General features: G+C 42.2%; 16 protein-coding genes, 1 tRNA gene and 1 pseudogene. 3 read left to right on the forward strand and 15 right to left on the reverse strand.

From position 1 onward, the window contains the following. Window positions 1-15: 15 nt before the first annotated feature. The gene (locus V7K53_RS18690) at window positions 16-975 is read left to right on the forward strand and encodes an N-acetylglucosamine kinase (protein WP_335198962.1); all 960 of its coding nucleotides are present in this window, start codon (window positions 16-18) and stop codon (window positions 973-975) included. 26 nt (window positions 976-1,001) lie between these two features. On the opposite strand, the gene V7K53_RS18695 is transcribed toward V7K53_RS18690, so the two are convergent. The 5 genes from V7K53_RS18695 to V7K53_RS18715 form a co-directional block, all read right to left on the reverse strand. Next, entirely contained in the window at window positions 1,002-1,742 is a 741-nt protein-coding gene (locus V7K53_RS18695) for a dienelactone hydrolase family protein (RefSeq protein ID WP_335198963.1), read from the reverse strand. A 345-nt stretch (window positions 1,743-2,087) separates the two neighbouring features. After that, on the reverse strand, window positions 2,088-4,610 hold the full coding sequence (locus V7K53_RS18700; protein ID WP_335198964.1) for an endonuclease MutS2: 2,523 nt from the start codon (window positions 4,608-4,610) through the stop codon (window positions 2,088-2,090). 196 nt (window positions 4,611-4,806) lie between these two features. After that, a complete protein-coding gene (locus V7K53_RS18705; RefSeq protein WP_322673329.1) occupies window positions 4,807-5,103 on the reverse strand; it encodes a DUF2288 domain-containing protein in 297 nt (98 codons plus the stop codon). Between the two features lie 91 nt (window positions 5,104-5,194). After that, window positions 5,195-6,232, reverse strand: coding sequence for an AI-2E family transporter (locus V7K53_RS18710; RefSeq protein ID WP_335198965.1), 1,038 nt, complete (start codon window positions 6,230-6,232; stop codon window positions 5,195-5,197). 202 nt (window positions 6,233-6,434) lie between these two features. Then, window positions 6,435-7,073: a lysophospholipid acyltransferase family protein gene (locus V7K53_RS18715; protein ID WP_335198966.1), complete on the reverse strand. Its 639-nt coding sequence runs from the start codon at window positions 7,071-7,073 to the stop codon at window positions 6,435-6,437. 134 nt (window positions 7,074-7,207) lie between these two features. Between V7K53_RS18715 and V7K53_RS18720 the strand changes: the two are divergent. After that, window positions 7,208-7,567, forward strand: a pseudogene (locus V7K53_RS18720) (hypothetical protein); the annotation flags it as partial. A 34-nt stretch (window positions 7,568-7,601) separates the two neighbouring features. Further along, window positions 7,602-7,763, forward strand: coding sequence for a hypothetical protein (locus tag V7K53_RS18725; RefSeq protein WP_335198967.1), 162 nt, complete (start codon window positions 7,602-7,604; stop codon window positions 7,761-7,763). 359 nt (window positions 7,764-8,122) lie between these two features. Here V7K53_RS18725 and V7K53_RS18730 read toward each other — a convergent pair. The 10 genes from V7K53_RS18730 to V7K53_RS18775 form a co-directional block, all read right to left on the reverse strand. Beyond that, window positions 8,123-8,196 (reverse strand) — tRNA-Met (locus V7K53_RS18730). A gap of 162 nt (window positions 8,197-8,358) precedes the next feature. After that, a complete protein-coding gene (locus tag V7K53_RS18735; protein ID WP_335198968.1) occupies window positions 8,359-10,668 on the reverse strand; it encodes a peptidoglycan DD-metalloendopeptidase family protein in 2,310 nt (769 codons plus the stop codon). Window positions 10,669-11,457: 789 nt separating this feature from the next. Continuing rightward, the gene (locus V7K53_RS18740; protein ID WP_335198969.1) at window positions 11,458-11,919 is read right to left on the reverse strand and encodes a tRNA (cytidine(34)-2'-O)-methyltransferase; all 462 of its coding nucleotides are present in this window, start codon (window positions 11,917-11,919) and stop codon (window positions 11,458-11,460) included. Between the two features lie 350 nt (window positions 11,920-12,269). Next, window positions 12,270-13,409: a glutamate--cysteine ligase gene (gene gshA, locus V7K53_RS18745; protein WP_335198970.1), complete on the reverse strand. Its 1,140-nt coding sequence runs from the start codon at window positions 13,407-13,409 to the stop codon at window positions 12,270-12,272. A gap of 189 nt (window positions 13,410-13,598) precedes the next feature. Beyond that, on the reverse strand, window positions 13,599-15,446 hold the full coding sequence (locus tag V7K53_RS18750) for a hypothetical protein (RefSeq protein ID WP_335198971.1): 1,848 nt from the start codon (window positions 15,444-15,446) through the stop codon (window positions 13,599-13,601). Between the two features lie 77 nt (window positions 15,447-15,523). Continuing rightward, window positions 15,524-15,832, reverse strand: coding sequence for a bile acid:sodium symporter family protein (locus V7K53_RS18755; protein ID WP_335198972.1), 309 nt, complete (start codon window positions 15,830-15,832; stop codon window positions 15,524-15,526). Window positions 15,833-16,056: 224 nt separating this feature from the next. Next, a complete protein-coding gene (locus V7K53_RS18760) occupies window positions 16,057-16,290 on the reverse strand; it encodes a hypothetical protein (protein ID WP_194043113.1) in 234 nt (77 codons plus the stop codon). Window positions 16,291-16,566: 276 nt separating this feature from the next. Continuing rightward, a complete protein-coding gene (locus V7K53_RS18765) occupies window positions 16,567-17,760 on the reverse strand; it encodes an FAD-dependent oxidoreductase (RefSeq protein ID WP_335198974.1) in 1,194 nt (397 codons plus the stop codon). Window positions 17,761-17,964: 204 nt separating this feature from the next. Continuing rightward, entirely contained in the window at window positions 17,965-19,416 is a 1,452-nt protein-coding gene (locus V7K53_RS18770) for an ATP-binding protein (RefSeq protein WP_335198975.1), read from the reverse strand. 25 nt (window positions 19,417-19,441) lie between these two features. Beyond that, window positions 19,442-24,868: a trifunctional serine/threonine-protein kinase/ATP-binding protein/sensor histidine kinase gene (locus V7K53_RS18775; protein WP_335198976.1), complete on the reverse strand. Its 5,427-nt coding sequence runs from the start codon at window positions 24,866-24,868 to the stop codon at window positions 19,442-19,444. Window positions 24,869-25,027: the final 159 nt, after the last annotated feature.

A 25,027-nucleotide genomic window follows, 5' to 3' on the forward strand; every position in this document is an offset into this window, starting at 1 on the left:
CATTATTACCGAATCATGAGTTATGTTTTGGGAATAGATGGCGGCGGTAGCAAGACTGTTTGTGTTTTGATGGATGATTTGCATCAAGTGCTAGGTCGTGGTGAAGCAGGCCCGTCTAATTATCAGAGTATAGGTATAGAAGTCACTCTACAATCTATTCAATCTGCAATTCATAATGCGGTTGAGGCAGCAATAATTACAAATACCGTGAATATTAACGCGATATGTCTGGGTTTAGCAGGTGTAGGTCGTGCAGCAGATATCGAAGTAGTAAAAGGTTTAGTTAAAGAGTTACAGAATAACAAATCTCTGCCTATTACTTGGGCATTACAGCCAGTGAATATTGTAATTTATAACGATGCTTTAATTGCTTTAGTTGGTGGAATTGGTCAGGCTGTAGGAATTGTGGTTGCAGCAGGTACTGGTTCGATAGTTTTCGGGCGAAATCATCAGGGAGATACCAAGCGAGTCGGCGGCTGGGGGTATATTTTAGGAGATGAAGGTAGCGCCTATAAAATTGCGATCGCAGGCATGAATGCAGCATTAAAATCTTATGATGGACGGGAAATGTCAACGAGTTTAGTAGAGGCTTTCAAACAGCATCTTGATTTAGAAAGTATAGAAAATTTAATAGAAGTAATATATCGGCGAGGATGGGAAGTTAAACAGATAGCGGCTTTAGCACCAGTTGTAGATTTTGCAGCAGCATCAGGTGATATAGTAGCGAATATCATAATTGATGATGCTGTCAAAGAGTTCGTAAAAGCTACATCTACAGTAATTGATGCAATTTTTACTACTGACTCAGTTTTAGAAGTAGTTACAACAGGAAGCGTGTGGCGCGGTAGATGCAAGATCCATGAAAGATTTGCAGCGTCTCTTATTAAGAAGTTTCCTAATGTAAACGTAATTTTTCCGAGGCATGAACCTGCTTATGGTGCTGGTTTGTTAGCGTTGCAGACAACTCAAAGTTGACGCGAAGAAAGCAATAATAAGAGTTTTCAGTCTGCAAATATGCGCCCCAAGAAAGTTATTATTTCAGACCAAGCTGCGGTGCTAGCACTAGAATCATAACGATAACCGTCGTCACGCATGAATGTATGTTCTGCTTCGTACAAGAAAACTTGGTGAGGTATGTTAGCATTCTCAATTGCTTTTATTATGGTTTGGCGATCGCTCTCTGGTATATGAGGGTCAAGAGTACCGAACACCATTAGCATCTCGCCTTTAATTTCATTTACCCTCTGGATTGTATCGGCTACCTCTTTACCCAGTTTACCACTGGGAATCCCAGTCGGGTAACAGCAAACACAAGCCCGAATTTCGCTTTGAAATGCTGCACGGAAAGCTAAATGTCCACCAATACAAAAGCCGAGAGTGCCTATTTGATTTGGAGAAACCACACTCTCTGTTTTCAGAAATTCAATCACAGCCAGGCAATCAGCATCATATTCAGCTACGGAGGTTCGACGAGCATTGTCATTACCCCGCATCCGTCCCAGATCGTCTGGCTCAATTACTAAACCAACTGGTTCAATTCGGTGAAAAATTTCTGGGGCTGCTACTACATAGCCGTATCCTGCTAAGTAGTTAGCTAGACGAATCATTGCATCCCCTAACTGATAAATATCACTGTAGAAGACAATACCAGGGTATTTTCCTGCTGCTTTGGGAGCCGCTACATAAACACGCATTAAGCTGCCATCTACTCTTAATTCAACATTGCGCTTAGTGATTTGCACTTTTTATCCCCGTGTTACGCTTGCTGTCATTAGCTTCTACACTGTAGCGCCGCAGTATCCGGTTACTTTCAAGCTACAATTTGGCGTTCTTTTACCATCACTGGACTTCTTGCATAAGTCGGGTAAAGGGTAAGGGTTAAAGGGAAAAGGGATAGAATTTTCCTTTACCCTTTAACCTTTCCCTCTTTCCCGACCTCTTGCAAAAGACACTTTTGCAAGAGGTCTACTGTATCCAAATAACACAATGGGGTATTAAAGGTGGCGTTCGTAAAGAGACTTGCAAATAGTAAATCTTGGTTGGTATTTTCTCTCTAGATTCTCAGGATTACCGTTTGCAAGTGAACTTTATTTTATATGAACAACGGTAACACCACTACCGCCATCTGCTTGTTCTGCTGGTTCGTAGTTGTTCACTCTGGAATGCTGTTGCAAAAAGGCGTGAACTCCTTGTCGTAGCTTACCAGTGCCATAGCCGTGAATAATCCAGATTGGGCCTGTAGCTTCCGAAATGGCTTTGTCTAAAATGTATTCAGCATCAGCCACGCGTTTACCACGCAAATCGATGGTATTTTGGGAAGTCCGAATTTCTGGGACATTTTGTGGTGGCGGGGTTACTGCTGCTGGGGCTGGTTTGGGTTTGACAACTGGTTCGGCTTTTTGACCATCTAGAGATTCTACGTCTTCCAACTTCACAGTCATCTTCATTAGCCCAAAGCGAACGCTTAACTCACCATCTTCATCAGGGGCAACGATCACTTCTGCTATCTGTCCCAGTTTGGGAACGCGGATGCGATCGCCTACTTTGGGCATAAACCCGACTTTTGGTTTGGCTGGCGTTACTGGCTGATATTGCTGGCCAATTTGATTTAAAGCATTGGTAGCTTGCTGCGCTTCTTGGGCTGTGGGCGTACCTTTCTGCAAACGGCGGATTACTTGGGCAATTTCACCTTTTGCTTGAGCGATCGCTTGTTGGACTGCTACTTCCTGTGAAGCCCGCAAACTGCTTTCTCTTTCTTCCAAACTTGCGGCTTTTGCAGATACTTCTTTATATAAACGTTCCGCTTGCTGCAACAAAACTTGGGCTTCCGCAGCTTTGGTTTCCTGGCGGCGGCGTTGCGCTTCTAACCCAGCAATCACCTGGTTAACTTCATCTGTGGCTTCTCCCACTTGGGTTTTTGCCTGTTGTACTACTTCTGCTTTTAATCCCAAGCGCAGGGCAATTGTCAGGGCGTTAGAACGTCCGGGGATGCCCCATAGCAGACGATAAGTAGGCGACAAAGTACTTTCGTCAAATTCTACAGAGGCATTTTCAAACCGATCGTCTTCGTATTTCAGGGCTTTTAGTTCGCCGAAGTGAGTGGTAGCGATCGTTAGCTGGGAATGATTAGCGAGATATTGCAACAAGGCGATCGCTAGGGCACTACCTTCAACTGGATCGGTTCCTGCACCGACTTCATCAAGCAAAACGAGTGCTGTTAGCGGATAGCTAAGGTTTAGCCCGTGCTGAGTGCTGAGTGATGGAGAAATAACTCCAGTTTCCTGCCTCCTGTCTCCTGCCTCTTGCTCCCCTGCTCGCCCGGTTACTGAGCGTAGTCGAAGTATGCTCCCCTGCTCCTCTACTTCCCCATTCCCCAATGCTTCCAAAATCCGACTAATGCGGCGGATGTGTCCAGAGAATGTGGATAAGCTCTGCTGTAAGGATTGTTCATCGCCAATATCTGCCAGCACTTTATCAAACCAAGGTATTTCTACTGGTTCGCGGGCAGGGACAAATAAACCCACTTTGGCCATTAATGCTGCTAACCCCAAGGTTTTTAAGGTTACAGTTTTACCGCCAGTATTGGGCCCGGTAATTGTCACTACCCGAATTTGTGGGCCGATCAATAAATCTACAGGAACTACTGGTTGCCCTTGTTCGTGCTGTTGCTGCCACACTAACAGAGGATGTCGTAAGTTCCGCAAGGTAATCATTTCCCTCTCTTCGCGCTGGATAAATCGCGGGGGGTTCGCTCCTAGCCAGAAACTATATCGCGATCTCGCAGTTGCCAAATCCAAAGTAGTAGCGATCGCTAATAACCTTTCTAAATCTGGTTTGACTGCGGCTACTTGTTCGGTCAAAACGCGGCGAATCGTTTCTTCTTCAGCTTGCTCTCTTCTGATAATCTGCCGCAGTTGGTTGCCTAAAGGCACTACTGAATTCGGTTCCACATATAAGGTGGCACCGCTGGTAGAGGTATCGTGGACAATGCCAGGAATAGCATCTTTTTGAGGTGCTTTTACGGGGATAACAAAGCGATCGCTCCGTTGGGTAATCAGCTGTTCTTGAACTGCCCCAGATTTTGCCTGTAAAATATTTTGCAGCTTTTGGGTAATTTGGCTGCGTACTCGCCGCAAATCTGTACGAATTTCTCCCAGTTTTTGACTCGCGCGGTCAGTTACCTGGGCCCGTTCATCAATACAGCGGTGAATTTCCTGCTCTAGTTCGGGATAAGTCCGCAAATCGGCAACCAACTCAGTCAATATCGGCAAATCTTCCTGATTGTCGATGACACGGCGTAAATTTCTCGCACCAGCGAGAGTGGTGGCGATCGCTAACAGTTCTTCCCCTGCCAAAACTCCACTACGTTCTGCTCGTTCTAAGGAATCGCCAATATCTTGAATTCCTTCAAATGATAGTCCCGTGGTCAGGCGACTTTCCAGTTGGTAGATTTCTTTGGTTTGCTCTAACAACAGTTCGCTTTGGGTCTGAGAATCAGGTATTTTCAGATGACGCGCAGCTGTCGCCCCCAGCTTAGTTGCGGCAAAGGTGGCAAGGTGCTGGCACAGGCGAGGCCATTCTAATAATTCTAAGGTTTCAGATTGGATCAAGGTTTCAACATCTAATCTGAAATTATGGTAACAATTCTAGCTCCTAGATGGATAAATTTTAAAGGAGAAAATTTTGCTTTAATCAAATCAGCCAGCTAGTCCGTGGCAATAGCCAAGTAATAACTGGCACATTAAACTATCTTTTCTGATAAAATACGCCAACACCAACTGCCATCGAAAAAAACACAGAAACGAATTAGGCAGCAAGTATTTCTTGGGCTAGAACGTAAGGTTGAACGATGAGAGTATTAAATCGTTTACTGCGATCGCCATTCCATTCTCCCACCTGTACTGTTGTGGGTTTGGTAATTAATTGTTTATCAATCCATTGTTCCACTGATGGAATGTTATCGCTGGCGATCGCTACTCCAACATCCACCAAGTCTAGCTCAAGCGCTACCAAAATTACTGCATCTCGTTGTACATGAGGAATTAACCATTCCCACTCTGCCTCATCCAAAATTTCTGTTAATTCCGCTCTTAAATCCGACATTACTTCCCAATGTTTATTTGTAAATGGCTATTTTTACATTATTCACTAGTTCCGAGTTCCTGACAAATGACAAATGACAAATAACCAATAACTAAACTTCAGATTTCATTTCATCAATTTCAAATAAAGACACAATTACTCCAGCGATGGGAATAGATATAAAAACACCTAATAATCCTGCTACTCTAGCTCCTACTAGTAAAGCAAAAAACACCACTACAGGATTGAGATTCAGCGCGCCTTGCATAATTCTGGGCGCAATCAAGTTGTCTTGTATCTGCTGGAGGACAATACAAGCTATTAATACTTTGACTGCTAACCAAACACCTTGAGATAACACGAATAGAGTAACTGTGCTTACTCCTAATGTTGCTCCTATGCCAGGAATGATATCAACAATTCCGACTATGATTGACAATATCAAAGCAAAAGGTACTTTTAATAGTAAAAACACTAAAAATGTTGAAACTGTTAAAAATGCGCTTAATAGCAATTGACCTCTAAAAAATCCTAAAAAAGACCTTCTGATGATATTTGTAAATCTATTACGGCGCCGTTTAGGTACTATTTTTAAAATAAAATTCCACAGTTTATCTCCATCTAATAGCATGAAAAAAGCCACAACTGCAATCAAGATAAAAGTTACAAAGTTTGTCATAAAGCCTTGTAAAATGGCTAAACTAGTAACAAGAGTGGATACAGCTTGATTCCGCAATTGTTCTTCAATAAAACTTAAATCTATCTGTAAATTACGGTTACGCAAAAATCCTTCTATTCCCTCTAATAAAGGTACTAAAGAATTTAAAAATGCAGTAATACTATTAATTAATTGTTGTCCTTGAGATAAAACCGTTAAGCTCACAGTAATTATCAGACCGCCTATAATCACAATACTGAGCAAGAAAACTACACCAACAGCTACACCGTGGGGCAAAAAACGCCGCAACCCCTGTACAGGATAACTGAGCAAAAAAGCTAAAATTGCCGCAAATGTAAAAATAACAATGACCGATTCAAAATAAGCTAAAAGTTGTACAATTGCCCAGCCAGAAGCAACCAAAAGCAAAAAGCGAACTAATGCCAGATTATTTAATCGCTCCCAAAAATTCTTGGCTTCAAAGCCGCTCATAATAATTCATAATTCGTAATTCGTCGTAATTAAGCCATAAAAACGCTAGTTGTTTAGCTCGATTAAGTTAGCCGCCCTGTAAGATTGAGAGTTATTTGTTGGCAGTCCTTTACTTTATTGCTAGAGGAATAGAGTTTAAGATTAGAGTAATCTAATAGCGATCGCTACCTCCCTAAAGCATATATCTGTAGTATCTCTAGATTCATCGTCCTAAATCATGCATTTCGTTAATTACTGTGGCACACTTTTGTGTCAACGCTTCCAATTCCTCTTTATTACTGGAACTAGGAGCAGCAATCAAGTTACCAATTCTGACTGTGATGGGAACTGCACGAGGTAGGGGCGCTCCTTTTTGTAAAATCCCTTCAGTACCCCAGACACTTACTGGTAATATTGGGGCTTTTGCTTTCGCCGCTAGCAGCAGTGCGCCTCTTTTGGGGTCTGTAATTCGACCATCTGGGGTGCGAGTACCTTGCAAGAAAACACCGACAGCCCAACCTTTATTGAGATATTCTAGGGCGGAACGGATGGCATTGCGATCGGCATTTCCGCGGCTGACTGGGTAAGCGCCATACAATTTAATCGCTTGCGCCAAAACGGGGATATTAAATAACTCTTCCTTAGCCATATACGCCACTGGACGACGTACACAATTAGAGACAATGGGTGGATCGAAATAACTAGCGTGATTACTTACTACTAATAGAGGCCCTGATTTGGGGACATTTTCCGCACCATAAATATGGCCCCGAAAATAAGCGTGAAGCATGGGGCTGACGACTGACCATTTAAAGGCGTGGTAAAGTGCCAGACTAATAAACGGTTCGCGGTTTTTGTCCACAGAAGATAATGCAAATCAAACTAAATTTAGCATAAGCGATCGCAACACCCAGATCAAACGCAAAAAAGCTATAGATATGAATTACTTCACCCATCAGGGAACACTAAATCTTGAAATCTTTAGAATTTAGCAGTATGTTTCTCACTACAGTCAGTATTCCTGGATACAAGGTTAGTGAACAACTCTACAACGGTTCTCGAACCCTGGTTTATCGCGGTTATCGAGAAACTGACTCATTACCTGTAGTGATTAAATTGCTCAAAAATCCTTATCCGAGTTTTGGCGAACTCTTATCGTTTCGTAATCAGTACACCATAACTAAAAATCTCAACTCACCTCTAATCATCCAAACCTACAGCTTGGAACCGTATCAAAATGGCTATGCGTTGGTGATGGAAGATTTTGGCGGGATTTCTCTTAAAGATTATTTCATCTCTAACCAGACGCGACATATCACTGTTCTACAAGAGTTTTTACGAATTGCGATTATCATGAGAAAAAATTACAAAGAGTTTTGATTGAGTTACAATGACCCTTCCCGTGTTGAGCGGATTGAAAGGCGATTGGAATGATGGCTATCCTCATGGCAATTGGGTTACAATGACCCTTCCCGTGTTGAGCGGGTTGAAAGTTAGTTGGGAGGAGCCACGGTGGAAATATAAAGATTACAAGATATTAGGTATGGGTTGAAAGGGTTCAACTCCGTCCTGCTTAACTTTTACTGCCAAGCATGGTGGTTGGACTAATTTTTTGCGAAATCAAAGAACAAAAATTCTCTGTTTAAGTAAGGTACAGTAAAAGTTTTTAAAGCTTGAGTTAAACTTAAGCTTATGGTGTTCTATTTGGTAAGTCTGATGTTGACTAGTCACCGTACACAGTCGAGAAGTCTCTAATATTGCGACATTAGTTTGTGAACGGTTATCTCAAATTACCCACGACACCAATTAGTGAAAGAGCGACATTAATGTGTGAAAGACGACATTAATTTGTGAACGGCGACATTTAATTTGTGAATGTACAGAAACTCTTATATTATCCTACTTTTAAAGTGGCTCAGGTCGGAGTTGAACCAACGACCCCAGGCTTATGAGTCCCGTGCTCTAACCAACTGAGCTACTGAGCCATGTCTTTCCAAATCACTAACTAATATAGCATACAAAATTGCATAAGACTAGCCCTTTTGCAATTTTGTTATAACTTCCATCCCTATTGATTCAATAGAAAGTAGAAGAGGGAGCTTCTCTCCCTCTTCTAACAAGGTAATAATTTAGTTACAGACAGCCAATTATATGCGTTCCGGTAACATAGCTATTGGGTTAACAGCACCCTTGCCTGATGGATGGATTTCAAAGTGGGTGTGTGGACCAGTACTGTGACCAGTGCTACCCATTAAAGCAATTGTTTCTCCCTGGTGTACTGCCTGACCAGGTTGCACCAGAATCTTGCTGTTATGAGCATAGCGAGTCGTGCTGCCATCAGGATGGCGGATTTCGACGAGGTTGCCGTAGCCACCATTGTTCCAGCCAGCTTTTTGTATCGTCCCCTCAGCAGAAGCCACAACTGGCGTGCCAGTGGAGTTAGCAACGTCAATTCCTTTGTGCATTCTACCCCAGCGCCAGCCATAGCCAGAAGTAAGGGTGCCCTTTGCTGGCCAGGTGTAAGCTAAGGTTGAGGAAGATGGAGGAGGTGTAAGTTCGTCAATGGGTCTGGGAAGATATTGATCCACTGCTGCCAAAGGCGGTAATACCTGTGGAGAAACTGTAGTTCCTCGCATCTTTCCTAAGGAATCAGAGGCATTTACTCTTCCAGAAGGTGTTGCAACTCTTGTGGCAGATTGAGTACGAGAGGGAGCCCACTGGCTAGCAGAACCTAGATTAGGCAAGAATTCTGGGTTTACTGCTTCGGTAGGACGTACAGTAGTACGGAATTGGGGCTTAATTGGCTGAACGCTATAGTTAGCCCGAATCGGTGCCGGAACTGGAATTGGTATTGCTACACTATTCGGTCTAGATGCAGGTTTAGGTACACTGAAATTATTGGGCGTAGAAATAGGAGTGAGCATAGCAGCATTATTTGCTTCGATCGCTGCTGCTGGCACAACTAAATTACCAGACTGTTGAGCGCGATATTTCTGCTGTAACCTCTGGATTTCCGCTTGTAAGCCCCGCAAACGGTCATTATTGTTATTGTTTACCCTTGCTACCCTATTTGCTGGTGTCTTAGGCTGTTGCATTTCGGCAAAAGCTTGTGGCACTGGAATGTCACCACCGACGCCATAAGATTTAGCTGTAGGCAGGGGGGCAGTTTCTAATTCGGTCGCACTATTTGCCTGAATCTGTACAGTTACCGGTGTAGGGACGGTAACGCTACTGTTATCGGCAATAGTTGGCGATGGTGAACTAGGTAGATATGAGTTAGCACTGCCAATATTCAAAGGGGAGGTAGCTACTTTTGGAGTTTTGCTAGGCTCTACAAAAGTGGGCTGACTCGCTACAGTTGCCTCAACTTGAACGGCAGGAATTTGAACAGCAGGAATAACTAGTTTTTGACTAATTCGCAGTTCATTGGGATTATTGAGGTTATTTGCTTTAACTAGTTCTGATACTGAAGTGTTGTATCTGCTGGCGATCGCTGCTAGTGTATCTCCAGGTTTAACTTCATAAGCTGCATGTGTCGAGGAGGCAATCACTATTGGCGCCGCTGGTACAGATGCACTTGTCTGTGTCTTCTGTTTTAACTTCGATATCAGGTTCGCTTGGCTTACATCGCTAGAAGTGTCTAACTGGGCTGCTAATGCAGTTTTCTCAACTACAGTTGTCGGCTGCGCCAATTCTATATCAGCTTGTGATAAATTTTTGGTTTCTCCAGACTGCAACTGCGCCAGACTCTTTCTCAAACGGTTCGATTTTTCTTGTAAGCGATTTAGTGCGAACTCTTGTTGCGCCTTAAGTTGTGCATTTATTTCACTGTTTGCTGCGCCAGATGTTGCCACTGTTTGTGGCTGGGCAGTTAGTGATGTATTTGTACTATCAACACCATCAGCACTATAGTCAGACAGCTTATTGACTGTTGGAAAACTAGTTTCGGCTAAAGTATTGTTCAATCCCTGCGCCACTTGGGGCTTCAGGTAAGTGGAATTTTTATAGCCTGCGTTTGTTTGAGAAAACGTGTTTGATGCAGGAACTTGCAAAGATATTCCACTTGCCGCGACTTGCCATTTAGCTTCAAGCCCAGGCACTTGTGAGACTGCCGTTGGTTCCACGATTACAGGATTTTCCGGCACGCTCGCTGATGAGACTGCTTGGGACTCTAGCTTAGTGGAGGCGAATTTCACCTGGGTGTCAGGAACAGCAGGAATCGCTGAAGTTGCCTTTTGGCTACCTACTGGCACCGCTGCTTGGGCTTGATCGCTTTGTCGAGTCACCAAAAGGCTGGTTGCTCCCATAGAGATTGCCAAGCCAATCATCGCCGCTTTTGTCCGCACCCGGCTGTTAACTTTTGGATTCATCACATTTAGCAGTTCTACCGGGGCATCATCGCTGCTAGGGGTATTGTTCAACACAGCTTTTACTCTCTTTTTCAATGCTCGTTTCAAAGACGACCTCCTTACGATCACTAGCGCTTAACTAACCTCGATTTTTCAGTTGGATACTAGTCAATGATTTAGATCGCAACAAATGATAGATCGAGATCACATTCACCAGAGATGCTTACGCAAGATTAACCTGCTTCTCTGATTTAGACAAGTTCACATCTGTTTGCAAAACTTAAATTTTGCTGTGTTTACTTGTCCGAACCACTCCTAACACCACTTAGGACGATTTTACTCTTTACCATTATCCGCGCTTGTCTTGCGTCAATCGCGGGGACTGGACAAATTTGCCAAGTCCAAGTCGCTGCTGAAAATTAAATTGCGGCGACTTCTGGAAAAGTTATGCCCCCTGCTGTAGATATCTTCAAGATATTTCTACCCCATCCGTCTTCTCAACACGAGACTTTACGTTGATTATTCCCTAAAAAACAACCGTATTAACTATCGGCTACTTTTGGGCTGATTTCTGTCCTTGATTGAGCAAAAATAGCTCAAATGTAATACATGACTGGATTTTAGCAATTTCGTTCCTAGTTTAGGATGTTTTAAATTCATCAAAATCTATCATTCAAATTTGGCAATATCCCAAGTTTCATATACAAATTTCTTATAATAACCTTACTATAATTGTAAGTATCTTCCACTACATTTCGCGAATAAACTTAATTTTTGGTATATTGTTTTACATATTCTTGCTGTCACCAAGAAAATTTTTGCAGTCACAAATAAATCGTCTAATAGGTTTCTGGAAAGCTCATAAGTAGATACACTTATAACCAGGAATGTAAGCAACTATTGTAAATAGCCTAACTGACGACGGGTTTCAAATAAACCAATTGCTACACTCACTGACAGATTCAAGCTGCGAACCCCCGGTTGGCTCATGGGAATATAGAGGGTAGCATCGCAATCTGACAAAATTGCTGGTGGTAAACCCGTGGTTTCACTACCAAAAAGTAGCCAATCATCAGGTTGAAACTGAAAGCTTACATAATTACAATTTCCATTAACCGTATAACCCAACCATCTGCCGCCACGCCTCTGATGTACGGTTTTAAAGGCTTCTAGTGATTCGTGATAGTGTAGTTTGACATAAGGCCAGTAATCTAAGCCGGCTCTTTTGAGGTAGCGATCGCTAATTTCAAATCCCAAAGGCCCCACCAAATGCAACTCTGTACCCGTAGCTGCACAAGTACGGGCAATATTACCTGTATTAGGAGGTATCTGCGGGTTAACTAAAACTACCTGAGGCATTATCCGTACAATTTACGTATTGTATAAAACAATTTATTGTCAATGTTAAATCTACCAAAAGGTAGAGGCTATTCATAGGTTTTGTTAATAATAATCAAGCATCATCTATCGATTAGATTTTTAAAACGAAGTACAAACCATCCCAGAGCAATGCCTGAGAGGATATTTGGCTACAATCGGTAAATATTAAGTTTTGTGTAAAAAGGGTAAGTACTTGTGTCTTTTAGGGCTGGTAGTGCCTGCAATAAAATCTACCATTTGTATGAAGACGGGAGTTGGGAGTAGCGAGTAGGGGGATAAGGGGATAAACAAAGTATTTTCTCAATACCCAATCCCCAATGCCTTTTGAGTTAACCCAGCAGAGACGAACATAATTTGTCTTCGAGTTCGATTTCGCGTTCTTGGGTGGCGATAATAGCCTGAGTGATGACGCGGTGGGTGTCAAAACCGACTGCGTGTAATTGCAACCACTGTTGAGCTTCATTGCCTTCGCGGAGGATTTTGTGTAAAGGGGAAAGGAAACAGCTAAAACCTTGTTGCTTGGCGATCGCCCAAACATCTTGGTAAATTTCGGCAATCCAATCTCTGGCTAAGATATTTCTACCATCTTGCCAATGCCTTAAATGAGCATCGAGACTACCAGCAGCAGCAGCAGCTTCGTTGTCAGCAGTCAGAGTAACAAGTTCTTCAGCAGAGAAAGTACTTTGGGTTAACGGATCGATGCTGGGATTTTCGATTATTTGTAACAAACGCGCTTCTAATAAGGCAGTAATCGCCAGTAAGGCAATAGGATCTGTAACTAAATCGCAAATTCGCAATTCTAGGCGATTCAAGTCATAAGGACGGCGATCGCCATTTGGTCGCACCGATGCCCATAAATGCCGCACATTCTGCATGGTTCCGGCAACGAGTTGATCTTCTACCCACTGGATATGATCGGCGTGGCTGGCAAATAAGGGGACATGGCTAGGCGTTTGTGGGAAGACGCCCCAACGGGTGGAGTGATAGCCAGTAGCTTTGCCATCCAAGAAGGGAGATGAGGCGCTGAGGGCGAGAAATAGGGGCGCTTCCATACGGATGACTCGACATGCCCGCATTAATACTTCTGGGTCACTGATGCCTATATTGATGTGTACGCTAGCGGTAACTACTTTCGTGCCGTAGGTATTCTCAATGTAATCATGATACGGGTTTGCTGGATCGGAACGGAGAAAGCGATCGCCCCCACCCAAAGATAAAGTACTCCCTGGTATCAGGGTGTAATCGCCCAAACGATTGAGGTAGTTTCGCAACTCCCGCCGGGGACGCAGCAAGGCACACAATAAATTTTCGTAATTATGGGATGGTTGAGTTATGTACTCGACGTTGCGGCTATCTGGTTCGCGCATAAATCCATCCAAAGCCGCAACAATTTTGTCGGAGAGACCGACGATTTCACCTTGAGGCGTGCCTGTGTACATCTCAATCTCAAAGCCTTTTAATAAGACCACCTTGTTCTCCTCGGCTCTCTCTACCTATAAATTGTATCGAACAAGACGAATCTCTGGATCTATCTTTAAGTCAATCAAAGGTTAAGAATCATTTAATTGACAATCTCCGCGAAATGCAAGCTAGGTATATTTCTGGGCTGTCTTTGATAAATTCTTACTATTGGAGTATGAAAAATATCCTAGTGTAGGTTAGGTACGGGACAAAATAAAATCATTGGGTGAATCACTCTCTTGAACAATCTTGAGACGTATAAACTGTGCCCAGACTTCATCACTAAGTAAGTTTAAAGCAGTTTCGGGATTGTTAATTGCGATCGCGCCGATAACTTTCCGCCATCCCTGTTGCAATTGCTCAATAAAAGCTTCTTCAATAGAAACTTGACTCAGCAACGAAAGTGCAGTTTTGAAACTTGCTGAATCACCTGATAGGTTTTTCGACTTTAATCCCTGTAGCGCTACATTCAACCATACAGGCAGAAGTTCGAACCAATTATTTGTCTGTATCTCTTGGAGTGCAATATCTTCCATACCTAGCGCACCCGATACACATAAAGACTCTATTGCAAGTTTAGAATCGCGGTTTTCTAGAGCATTTTGCCATAATTTTTGAGCGTGATTTTGGAAGCGATTAGCAAGAAATTCATAAGCTTCCTGGACTTGAAGGGGAATTGTAACTTTATAAACTGACTCACCTCGTGGTAAATAATCACCGCGATAAGATAGCAAATTATGAGATACACAAAGATAGATTTCTTTATCAACTATTACTTCTTTTACATGAGAATCTCCCAACCAAAAAACCTGTACGGATGGGAAACCATCAGGTGTTTTTATCGCTCGAAGTTTTTTCTCTACTTCTGGTGGGATTGGTTTATCTTCATCTTCTTCTCGCCGCGCAATGCCATGTCCAATTAAAATCCAAACTCCGCGATTAGCTAATTTTTGTAGCAGAGTAATAAATTTATCATTGACAACTGCCTGATTTACCCAAGGAGAATAAATTAGTATCTGATGTTTAGCGGAATTTAAAACTTCTGAAAAAACTTTGCTAATTTCTCCATCGCGTAACTGTACAGCTTCACCTAACACAGTAGAATTATCTATTTTTACATTGTTTACTCTGGCAGCTTCTAGCGCTTTTTGGCGAATATTTTCGAGTCTAGCTTCTATTTCAGTATTTTTCTGCCTGAGAATGTCTTCACGTTCAAAATTGATGGTTTCAGTTGACAATTTGCATAACGTTTGCAAGGATATTTTACCCTCAGCGTGTAGAAATTCTAACCAATTTGATGCTGACTCTAAAATTTGCTTTCCATTTCTTATTTGGATACTCAATTTATTCTCAAGAGCATCAAAGATAACGAAAAGCGATATCTTTCTCCAAATTGTTTGAGTTGAAGCTAGTACCTTAGAGGAAGTGACAATTTTTCCTTCTTCTGGAACATGAAGCGCTAAACCTGAAGCTTGAATGCTTTTTTGGATTTCCTCAAGCGGTAAGGAAGTAATATCAGCAATTGTATTATCAATAGTTATAAAGTCTGCCAAATCAGGCAAATTTATTACTGTCTCATTTAAGGATTCAGATTGAAAGGTTATCTTGTCGCTTAAAGGGTCTGCAATAGCATAAATTTGTATAGGATATGGCGGCTGTGGTACAGACCCTTTTTCATAAAATGATCGACCTTCAGGAGTAACTGTTAGTGGCGATGTTGGTGATAGAGTTTGTAAGGAACGAAGAGTTGTAGTAGTAGTTTTAATAAATACAGAATCAAGCCCAAGTACAGAAGCTAATTCATCCTCTGTCGGCGGAGGTTGAAATTCAATAGCAGCACGGATGATAAATTCTTCGAGTACGTTAAACTGGCGGGGTTCTTTGATGCTCACTTCTACCGGAGTTTGACGCAAGCTATAACGGAATTCACGCGCTGCTAAAACTGATAAACTACGACTTTGCGCTTCTATTTCGTCTACTAATTTTTTGAGATTTTCATCAATTGGTTTAGCAGAAGAGGCTAGAAATATCAATGAAACCTCCATAACGTCTTCGCCTTTGTCTATATGAGATAAAAGTATGCTAAATAAAGCTTTCAGCCTAGTGAACGCTTCGCGCTTATCTATCCCAACTTATAAAATATTGCCAAAAACAGAAGCTGAAGGCTCTTATCAAGGAAGGCTAAAACCCTTTTCTTCGGGTTAAAGTAGCGATCGCAAAACCTAAAGCCATTGCAACCACATTCAAAATTAGAAGTAGCGCCACCGGGACAGGCTGCTAAAATCATCATACCTACTGCTAATTGTGGGTCAAGGGGAAATACTGACGCAATGCCAAAGCCCACAATCGGCAACACGATCAACTGCACCATCAACCCAATCACCACCGCTTTGGGATAGATTACAACTCGCTTGAAGTCCTCTAAGGTCAAGGTTAACCCTGGGCAGAAAAACAGCCGTCAGAAAATTTGCTTCCATCCTTAACCCGCGTTGATAACAATAAAAGTTCTTCTGGATTTTACCGTATTCCCGTTAAAATTCTAGTTATTGCTTGTGACAATCGATATAAACATAGATTCTCACAGAGGCGCACAGATGTACGCCCCTAATCAAGCCTATATTTAATTCAAATGAGAATCGCTACAGCAGGCAGGCTTCATGGAAGATGAGTGGTTTGTACCTCTTCTAAGGATGGTGGAGATTTAGAAGAACTAGCGCTACTTTCTGGTGTTGAAAGTTCATCATTTACAACTCCATCCCATGAATAATTGCAGATTTTAGTGCGAAGTAATGTACCAAATGTCAGGTTAATTACTACAGCGAAGGAATCGATAAAAATTAGATTCAAAAAGCGATCGATCATTAGACCCCCTTGAGCTAAATTGAGCATCAAGTGATACTTGCTTTCTTACTACACATGCCACAATGTCTTTTCCAGAAATGCATGGTGTCTCATATCGTGTCCGGTTAAAGACTTATCATTTCGACCGCAGGGGGAGCGGTTTGCGGAAAATTCCCATTTTGGTCAGTAAGCTTTGTACAATTTCCATATGGCTATCGATCCGGTGTTTGTTTTTTCTAATCAGCACCTTGATGCTTCGATAGCTTTCTTATCGATTCTCTCAACTCAAAATTGTTCGGAGTATTGTTAATAACACACTAGAATTTAACTTTTTACAGATGGTTTAAAATTGTATATCCATTTGTGAAAATCATCATTCATACTCATTTGCCGCTCTTGCCTCTGCTCGTTAGATGCCATAAAATTAGCGTCGTAGTACCGCATTTCACCCAAGGCACTACGAGCTTGAATGAGTTTTGTCCGCTCGATGCGACACTGTTCGTAGCTAGTCAGAGCTTCTTGCAGATTAGCTGAATCAGAAAAACACTCTCGTAGTTGGTATGCATCTTCAAAAGTGGTATTGGCTCCTTGTCCCATTGCAGGTGCCATTGGATGAGCGGCATCGCCTAAGAGAGTGACTCTGCCTTGACTCCATTGAGTTAACGGTGGGCGATCGCAAATTGGTCCTTCCCAAATTTCCTCGGCTGGTGTCGCTTCTACCACCACCCGAAAGGATTCATCCCAGTCGGCTAATTCATGGAGAATACGAGACTTCACTTCATCAGCACTGTGCGAAAGGGAGTACTCAGGCGAGAACTTCCGACTAATCCAACTGGTATAGCCGCCGCCTACATTCAGAAGGTACATAAACTGTTGATTGCCTTTGACAAAAACTAGTTCATAGTCATTAAATAGCTCGTGGCGATACTTAATGACGGCACGCCAACACATACTACCGATATAATTAGGCTTACCCTCGCCAAATAAAGTTTCTCTGATGACAGAGTTAACGCCATCAGCCCCAATCAGCAAATCTGCATATACCGATTTTTCGCCATCAAAATGAATTTCCACACCGTTTGCATCTTGCTCAAAGCCGATGCAGCGATGATTGAGGTGAATGATGTCAGACGGCAATCTCAATGCTAAGACTTGCTGTAGACGATACCACCAAATAGTTAACAACGGTTGCCCGTATTGCTCTAAATATTTAGTTGCGTTAGTTCGGATTGTCTCTCCCTGAATACTCTGTAAAACCGTGTGGTGAACTTCGCATCCTGAACTTTTGAGGGTTTCGACAATTCCCGGTGCGATCGCATCTAGAGAATGCAAGCCATTGGGAGCCAGCCCTAGTCCAGTTCCTGCCGGACGAAATTCTTGGGCTTTTTCGTATACTTGAACCTCTATCCCTTGGCTTCTCAGTGCGATCGCCGCAGCTAAACCGCCTGGGCCAGCACCGACAATAGCAACTTTCTCTACTATGGGTTGGGAGAATTTCTGAGTTAGATTTGTGCTCATATTATTAAGTCAGAATTCAGAATATTCCCACGAAATACACTTCTTCCATGTCTGAAGTCAACTTTATCTTTCAGCTAGATCCACAGTCATTACTTTGACTCCTAAGTAGTTTTTTAGTCAATCTTCCTTAAGAATCAACCTTGAATTCGTGTTCTAATGGATTGTCATCAGTTTTGCGGTTGCTGGTAGTAATAAAAACTAACTTTAAATAAAAATATCGATGACGAACTCTGTACCTTTGCCTGGCGCAGAAGAGCAGGTTAAATTACCTCCATGCTGTTCCACCACAATCGAGTAACTAATCGATAATCCCAAACCTGTACCACTGCCCACAGGCTTAGTGGTAAAAAAAGGATTAAATATTCTCTTAAGTATTGCTTCACTCATGCCTAGACCATTGTCAGTGATGCGAATCAGGACTCTATCAGCATCCTGAATTTCAGTCCGAATGTGAATTGTCGGCAGGGAAAATGTTTCACTTGTTATTCCCCAGTCGCCAGTCCCCATTTCCAAAGCATCAATTGCATTACTCAAGATATTCATAAATACCTGATTGAGGGCACCAACATAGCAGTTAACTAAAGGCAGTTGACCATATTCCTTAACGATCGCAATCTCTGGATGCTTATCATTAGCTTGGAGTCGGTGTTGTAAAATTAACAGAGTGCTTTCAATGCCGGAGTGAATATCTACTGGTTTAATTCCCGCTTCATCTAAGCGGGAGAAGTTACGCAGTGATTCAACAATATGTTTAATACGCTCAGTTCCAGCTTGCATTGAGTCGAATAGTTTGGGTAAATCCTCCATTAAAAACGGTAAATCAATAGACTCTGCTATAGTTTGGATCGCCTCCACTGGAGTGGGATAATGTTCTTGATAGGTTTTGACGAGTTTTAACAGAGACTGCACATAAGTTTCTGTGTGAAACAGGTTGCCATAAATGAAGTTTGTCGGATTATTAATTTCATGGGCAACGCCTGCAACCATTTGTCCCAAAGACGACATTTTTTCTGCTTGAATTAGTTGAGCTTGAGTTTGTTGAAGATGGTCTAGGGCGAGGGTTAGTTCAGAATTTTGCTTCTCTATTTTGAGGATATTACCGTAGGAACGAAGGGAAGAAATCACCACTGTAATCAGCTTTTGCCGTGTCAGTTCTGTTTTGAGCCGATAGTCGTTAATATCGTAATTCAAAATAACCGACGCTTCTGGCGCTTCTCCAGGCTGACCTGTACGTAATATAATTCGTACTTTGTGATTGTGCAATTCTGCCCGAATATACTGAACCACTTGTAATCCAGCATCATCTGTTTCCATAACGACATCCAGCAAAATTAACGCCGTATCAGGATGTGTCTGGATTAAGTACTTTGCTTCTGTAGCAGAGTGGGCATGGAGAAACGTCAGAGGTTTACTCTCAAAAGTGCAATCTTCGAGTGCCAGAATTGTGGCTCGATGGACTAATACATCGTCATCCACAATCAAGACTTTCCAAACTGCTACAGGTGCTGGTGGAGAGTTTGAAACCGCTTGGGAACCGCTATCATTGCTTGCTTGTCCGCCATTGTCATCTGCAAAGATAAATGTATCATCGTTGTCTGCAAAGACAAAAAAAGCATCAGTTTCTGAGTTGGAAACCCCTTGATTTTCACTGGGCATATTCGATCGTCCCTAATTCTGGCGTTCATGGAGTAACCTGTGGCTCAAGTGGAAGGGTTACTATAAATAGAGTTCCCTTCCCGACTTCGCTTTGCACATTGATTCTTCCCCGCAATTTTTGGGTGACTAGATTGTAGACAATATGCAATCCTAGTCCTGTTCCACCGCGATGCCTTGCTGTGGTGAAAAAAGGTTCAAAAATGCGGCTGTGATACTCTTCAGGAACACCACAGCCATCATCACGATACTGAATAATGACTCGATCGGCTTGCTGTAAGACATGAAAGTGCATTTCCCCAGCTTCTTCGGGCTGGTATGCGTGCATGAGAGAGTTCATCACCAAATTGGTGACAACTTGTGCCAATGCTCCTGGATAAGTGTTAATGGTTACAGTATCATCGCCAGTTATAGTTACCGTATGTAGTGTTTTTCTTAAATTTGGTGCCAAACTAAAAAGCGTTTCTTCTAGATAAACTTTAACCCTAATAGTGCGTCGCTCCAGGTTGGTTTGATCGACAGCAACCTGTTTGAAACTTTGCACCAATTCTGCGGCACTATTAAGGTTTGTCAAAATAATGTCTCCACATTCTTTAGCAATGTTCAGGTAGTTGGTTAAATCTGCCCGTTTCAGCTGTCCCTGCTCAACTGTGGTGATGAGAGCGGTAGTTTTATCAATCAGGGTTGATACCAGTGTGATGCTAGTCCCAACAGGAGTATTAACTTCATGAGCAACCCCTGCGACAAGGCTACCTAAAGCAGCCATTTTCTTGGATTCTACAAGCTGATCTTGAGTCGTTTTGAGTTCTTCTAAGGCTTGGGAAAGTTGTTGAGTGCGATCGCTAACTTTCTGTTCGAGAGTATTGTAAAGATTAGCGTTTTCGATCGAAATGGCAGCTTGGGATGATAAGAGCTTGACAATTTCCAATCGGCTTGGTGTAAATGCTTCCGTAGCCAGGTTATTTTCTAGATATAAAATTCCCAGCAGTTTACCCTGATGCACGATGGGATTACACAGTAGGCTTTTGGGCTGGTGCTTCGTGATGTAGAAATCAGCCACCAGAACAGCCTCTATTCTGGCATCAGCGATGACAAGGGATTGTAGACTGCGTTTGACAATGTAAATCAGGCTGACAGGAATATCAAAACTCCGATCTATTGGCAGTGCTAGTCCAATGCTGGGTTCTTGTCCTAGTTGAGCGATCGCTTCTACTTGCAAATCATTCTCCTGCATCAACATCAGTACACATTTACTGGCCCCAGCATTGGTGATAATCGCATTGAGCAAGTTAATGAGCAATTTATCTAATTGAATCTCCCTAGAAAGACTCTGGGAGGCTTTGAGGATGGTGGCAAAATCCAAGGCTTCAGAGATAGAAGTGCTGCTGGAGCTAGATGTTTGCGTTGGTTGATGAATCGTGCGGGCAGGGATAGCGAGGGTTTCTAAAGGCTGGATAGTGAATTGCTTTTGTTGCAGAATAGGTTGGAGTAATTGCGGATAACGTGTTTCCAAGTCATCGATTTTAGCTTTGGCATCCCAACGAGCGTAGCAGTAGTAGGCTTCTTGGACGTAGGCTTGAGCCACCTTTTCTTTACCCCAGTTGAGGTAGAATTTAGCTGCCAACTCATTGCTAAGTGCTTCTTCGTTGAGGTAGCCGTTTTCTTTAGCTGCTGCAATGGCGCGATCGTAATACTCCATTGCTTTGAGTGTATCTCCCATCACTCGCGCTGTTTCTGCTTCAACTAAATCATACTTGTGCTGGAAATTAGCAGGAGCATTATCGGCCCAGTAGCGCATGAGTTTCTGGTTGGTAGCTACTTGATGTAAGCAATGTTCCTGTTGATTGCGAACTGCTGAAGGCAGCAGCGCTTCGCTATCGCAACTCGAATACCTTGCAAGTAAGGACAAAGAATAGTAAAAGTTATGTCCAGCAACAAGTAATAGACCAAAGGCTCCATCTACAAACTCAGTAGCTTGCTCTGCATTAGTTACAGCCTGTTTATACTTTTCAAAAGTAAAAAGGATAACTGTTTTAGCTACATAGATGGCAAATAGTGATTGATGATTATGAGTGTTATGAAAATGCAGCAGCATTTCTGTCTCATCAAAATCCATCCCAGTCAAGTGAAACCGATCGGAGGTTTGCCCAAGTAAATTTAAAGTGAGTTGCCGCCAAATCTTGGCATAATCAACACAATGCTTTTGTTTGAAGTTTAAAAGTAAATCAATATATTTTGCTTGTTTTTTCTCAACATAATTTAGAGGTTCCCCAACCAGGAATAAATGTGCAGACTCAGCCATCATTGCATAGCTAGCGTATTCGATGTCTCCGACTTCTAGCCCACACTGCATACCTTCTCGTAAGAACTTAAGTGTATTTCGACCATGCTCCTTACAAGCACAGATAAAAACACCAAAGAGCATATAAATTTTGGAACTGAGTTCTTTAGTATGGTATTGTTCTAGTAGCTTTAGAGATATCTGACCTGAGTGATAGGCAGTGTCTACATCTTTGATTACAGCACACAGAAACAAGCCATAAATTCCATAGACATAAGCAGCTAAGGATGAATGTCCCTGCTCAAGACAAAGATGGAGCATTGTCAGCGCTACTGACGGAAACATATCCGGTTTGACATGATGCACAGCAGGGGTAATGCTAATCAGCAACCGAAGTGCAGCCAGAGATTCTAGATTGCTCATCTCTGGAATATTGGCTAAACTTGTCAACTCTGGTAGTTGCTTTAAATGATTCTCCTGCTCTACATCAGGTAATATCAACGAAATTTTTAACTGCTCTAATGCTTTTAACCCTGTTTCAATAGCTTGAACTTGCCGATCTTGAGCAATATAAATTTGAACTTTTAGCTCATAGGTCTTAATTCTGTCTAACAGATGTGTAGTTTCTTGCAAGATCGGGTCTGCTAGACTGATAGCTTTTTCAAAGTGGGTGTTTAAGTATTCTGCTTCTGCGGCTTCCTCATACAGCGCTAGCGTCAAAGCATACTGATTTTGCCAACTGTCTGCTGCTAACAATTCTATTCCTAGTGTTAAATACTGAACCGCAGCAGTGTAAGCAGTAGAAGCCTTGGCTTTCCGTCCAGCTACCAGATTTAATTCAGCTAGTTGATTGCGTTCGGTCTGTTGAGTAAGTAATCCCAACCCCATGTTTAATTGACTAACAATTTGAAAAATTTTCTCTTGTTGCTCATTCAGAGAAATACTATTTAATAGTAGCTGCCCCAGCCTGAAGTGAGTAATTTGTTTCTCATCGTCAGGTATCAGGGAATAAGCAGCTTGTTGGACGCGATCGTGGGAAAATTTATAAGTAACTAATTGTGAATTTTGCTCTGCAATTGTTTGAGTTTCTTGACCTATATAAAACTTATAAACTTCAGTTTGAGGTAGAATTAACCCCTCTTGTAAGGCTTTCCATAGGGCTGTTGCAGTTTCGGCTTCTGATGTTGTGGGCAGATTATTTGAGCTTGCGCCTCGTGCCATCGCCAAGGTTGCTAAATCAAATTCGTTACCAATGCACGCCGCTAATTTCAAAACATCCTGGGTCGCTGTTGGCAACTTTTGCAACTGCAATGCCATGAATTCAACAACATCATCCGTTAGAGCTAACGCTTTCACTTGAGGAATATCACACTGCCAAATTCCCCGATCGAAATCAAACTGGATTAGTCCATCTTCATGTAGCGCTTTGAGAAATTGCGTACTAAAAAATGGATTCCCTTTGGTCTTTTGATACACGAGTTGAGTTAGTGGTTGTGCGACTTCTTGCGAACAACTGAGGGTATCGGCAACTAGTTGATTTAAACTGGCTGTACTCAAAGGTGCTAGTGTAATAATATTAATTGTGACTTTGGCTTTAGCAATCTCTTCTAGTGCCAACATCAAAGGATGAGCAGCAGAAACCTCATGATTTCGGTAAGCTCCAATCAATAATAAATATCCCCTTACTGAATCATCCACGAGCAACTGCATTAACTTCAAAGATGCTGAATCTGCCCACTGTAAATCATCTAAGAAAATTACCAGAGGATGTTCTTTGGTAGTGAATACTTGGATAAAATTTTGAAAGAGTAAATTAAAGCGATTCTGTGCCGCAGTTCCAGATAAATTAGGTGATGGTAGTTGTTGACCGATAATTTGTTCTAGTTCTGGAATTACTTCAATAATAACTTGCCCATGATCACCCAGCGCTGCTAATATTTTAGTTTTCCAAGCTGATAACTGAGTATCATTTTCACGGCTCAATTGCCCCATTAAATCTCGAAACATCTGTACAAAGGCAGAAAAAGGAATATTCCGATTAAATTGGTCAAACTTGCCTTTGATGAAATAGCCACGTTGTTGGGCAATCGGCTTATGAACTTCGTTAATAATCGCTGTTTTCCCAATACCAGAAAACCCGGCGACTAACATCAGTTCTGTACTTCGGCTACGCTCAGTAACCATCTGATGATTAGTAACACGGTCAAATGCTTCTAGCAAAGTTTTCACCTCTTCTTCCCGACCATAGAGTTTTTCAGGGATAATGAAGCGATCGCTAACATCCCGTTGCCCAATGGGAAAACTTTCAATTTTGCCCGTTTGCTGGAGTTGATACAAACAAATTTCTAAATCAGATTTCAGTCCGAATGCACTCTGATAGCGGTCTTCGGCATTTTTCGCCATCAATTTGCTGACAATATCTGACAACACTTGCGGAATCTCTTCACTTTTGACTTTTGACTTTTGACTTTTGACTTCCCGAAGGGATGGTGGAAGTTTGGCAATATGGCAATGCACTAACTCCATTGGGTCGTTTAATTGAAAAGGTAATTGCCCCGTCAGTAACTCGTAAAAAGTTACGCCTAGAGAATAGAAATCAGTGCGGTAGTCTATGCCACGATTCATACGTCCGGTTTGTTCCGGTGACAAATAGCCGAGTGTCCCTTCCAACACATTGGGACTTTTCAGGCTTTGGGTTTCTCGTGGTAGCAGAGATGCAATACTAAAGTCAATGAGTCTGATATCACGAGTTTCTGGATTAATCAAAATATTGGCAGGTTTAATATCTTTGTGAATAATCCGATGACGGATGAGAATATCTAATATATTGCACAGGGCGATCGCTAAGTGCAAAAATTCCATCAGGGTTGGCACAGTTCCCCATTGCTTTAGGGAAATTCCCCCAAAGTCTTCCATTACCAATGCATAGCCATTCTGGTACGTTTCCAAGCTGTAGGTTTGAATGATTCCAGGTAAGTTGAGATTTTTAGCTATGGTGTATTGATTGCGAAATGACAAAAGTTCAATGAAGCTGGGATAAGGATTTTTCAGCAGCTTAATGACCACAGGCTGTTGGTCAGTCTCTCGAACTGCTCGATACACTAGGGTTCTAGAACCATTGTAGAGTTCTTCGCTGACTTGATAGCCGGGAATGGTGACTACACTGCTAATCATATTCTTTTGAATTTTTAAGACCTTAGCATTTAGTGTTCCCAGATCCGCCCCAATACCTTCCGGTTAAGGGGGAAAGGGGAAGGGTAAAAGGGAAAAGAAAAGCTTTTAACCCAAACACAGTAACTTTTTCCTAAAGCCCAATTTCAAGTTAAAAATGCT

The sequence above is a fragment of the Nostoc sp. genome (assembly GCF_036917355.1).
Taxonomy (GTDB): domain Bacteria; phylum Cyanobacteriota; class Cyanobacteriia; order Cyanobacteriales; family Nostocaceae; genus Nostoc.

Excerpts from the sequence above, each read along its gene's own strand:
- V7K53_RS18710 (WP_335198965.1), bottom strand. The coding sequence starts at position 6,232 with ATGAGCGGCTTTGAAGCCAAGAATTTTTGGGAGCGATTAAATAATCTG.
- V7K53_RS18690 (WP_335198962.1), top strand. The coding sequence starts at position 16 with ATGAGTTATGTTTTGGGAATAGATGGCGGCGGTAGCAAGACTGTTTGT.
- V7K53_RS18770 (WP_335198975.1), bottom strand. The coding sequence starts at position 19,416 with ATGCCCAGTGAAAATCAAGGGGTTTCCAACTCAGAAACTGATGCTTTT.
- V7K53_RS18750 (WP_335198971.1), bottom strand. The coding sequence starts at position 15,446 with ATGGAGGTTTCATTGATATTTCTAGCCTCTTCTGCTAAACCAATTGAT.
- V7K53_RS18740 (WP_335198969.1), bottom strand. The coding sequence starts at position 11,919 with ATGCCTCAGGTAGTTTTAGTTAACCCGCAGATACCTCCTAATACAGGT.
- V7K53_RS18760 (WP_194043113.1), bottom strand. The coding sequence starts at position 16,290 with ATGCTCAATTTAGCTCAAGGGGGTCTAATGATCGATCGCTTTTTGAAT.
- V7K53_RS18775 (WP_335198976.1), bottom strand. The coding sequence starts at position 24,868 with ATGATTAGCAGTGTAGTCACCATTCCCGGCTATCAAGTCAGCGAAGAA.
- V7K53_RS18725 (WP_335198967.1), top strand. The coding sequence starts at position 7,602 with ATGACCCTTCCCGTGTTGAGCGGATTGAAAGGCGATTGGAATGATGGC.
- V7K53_RS18765 (WP_335198974.1), bottom strand. The coding sequence starts at position 17,760 with ATGAGCACAAATCTAACTCAGAAATTCTCCCAACCCATAGTAGAGAAA.
- V7K53_RS18705 (WP_322673329.1), bottom strand. The coding sequence starts at position 5,103 with ATGTCGGATTTAAGAGCGGAATTAACAGAAATTTTGGATGAGGCAGAG.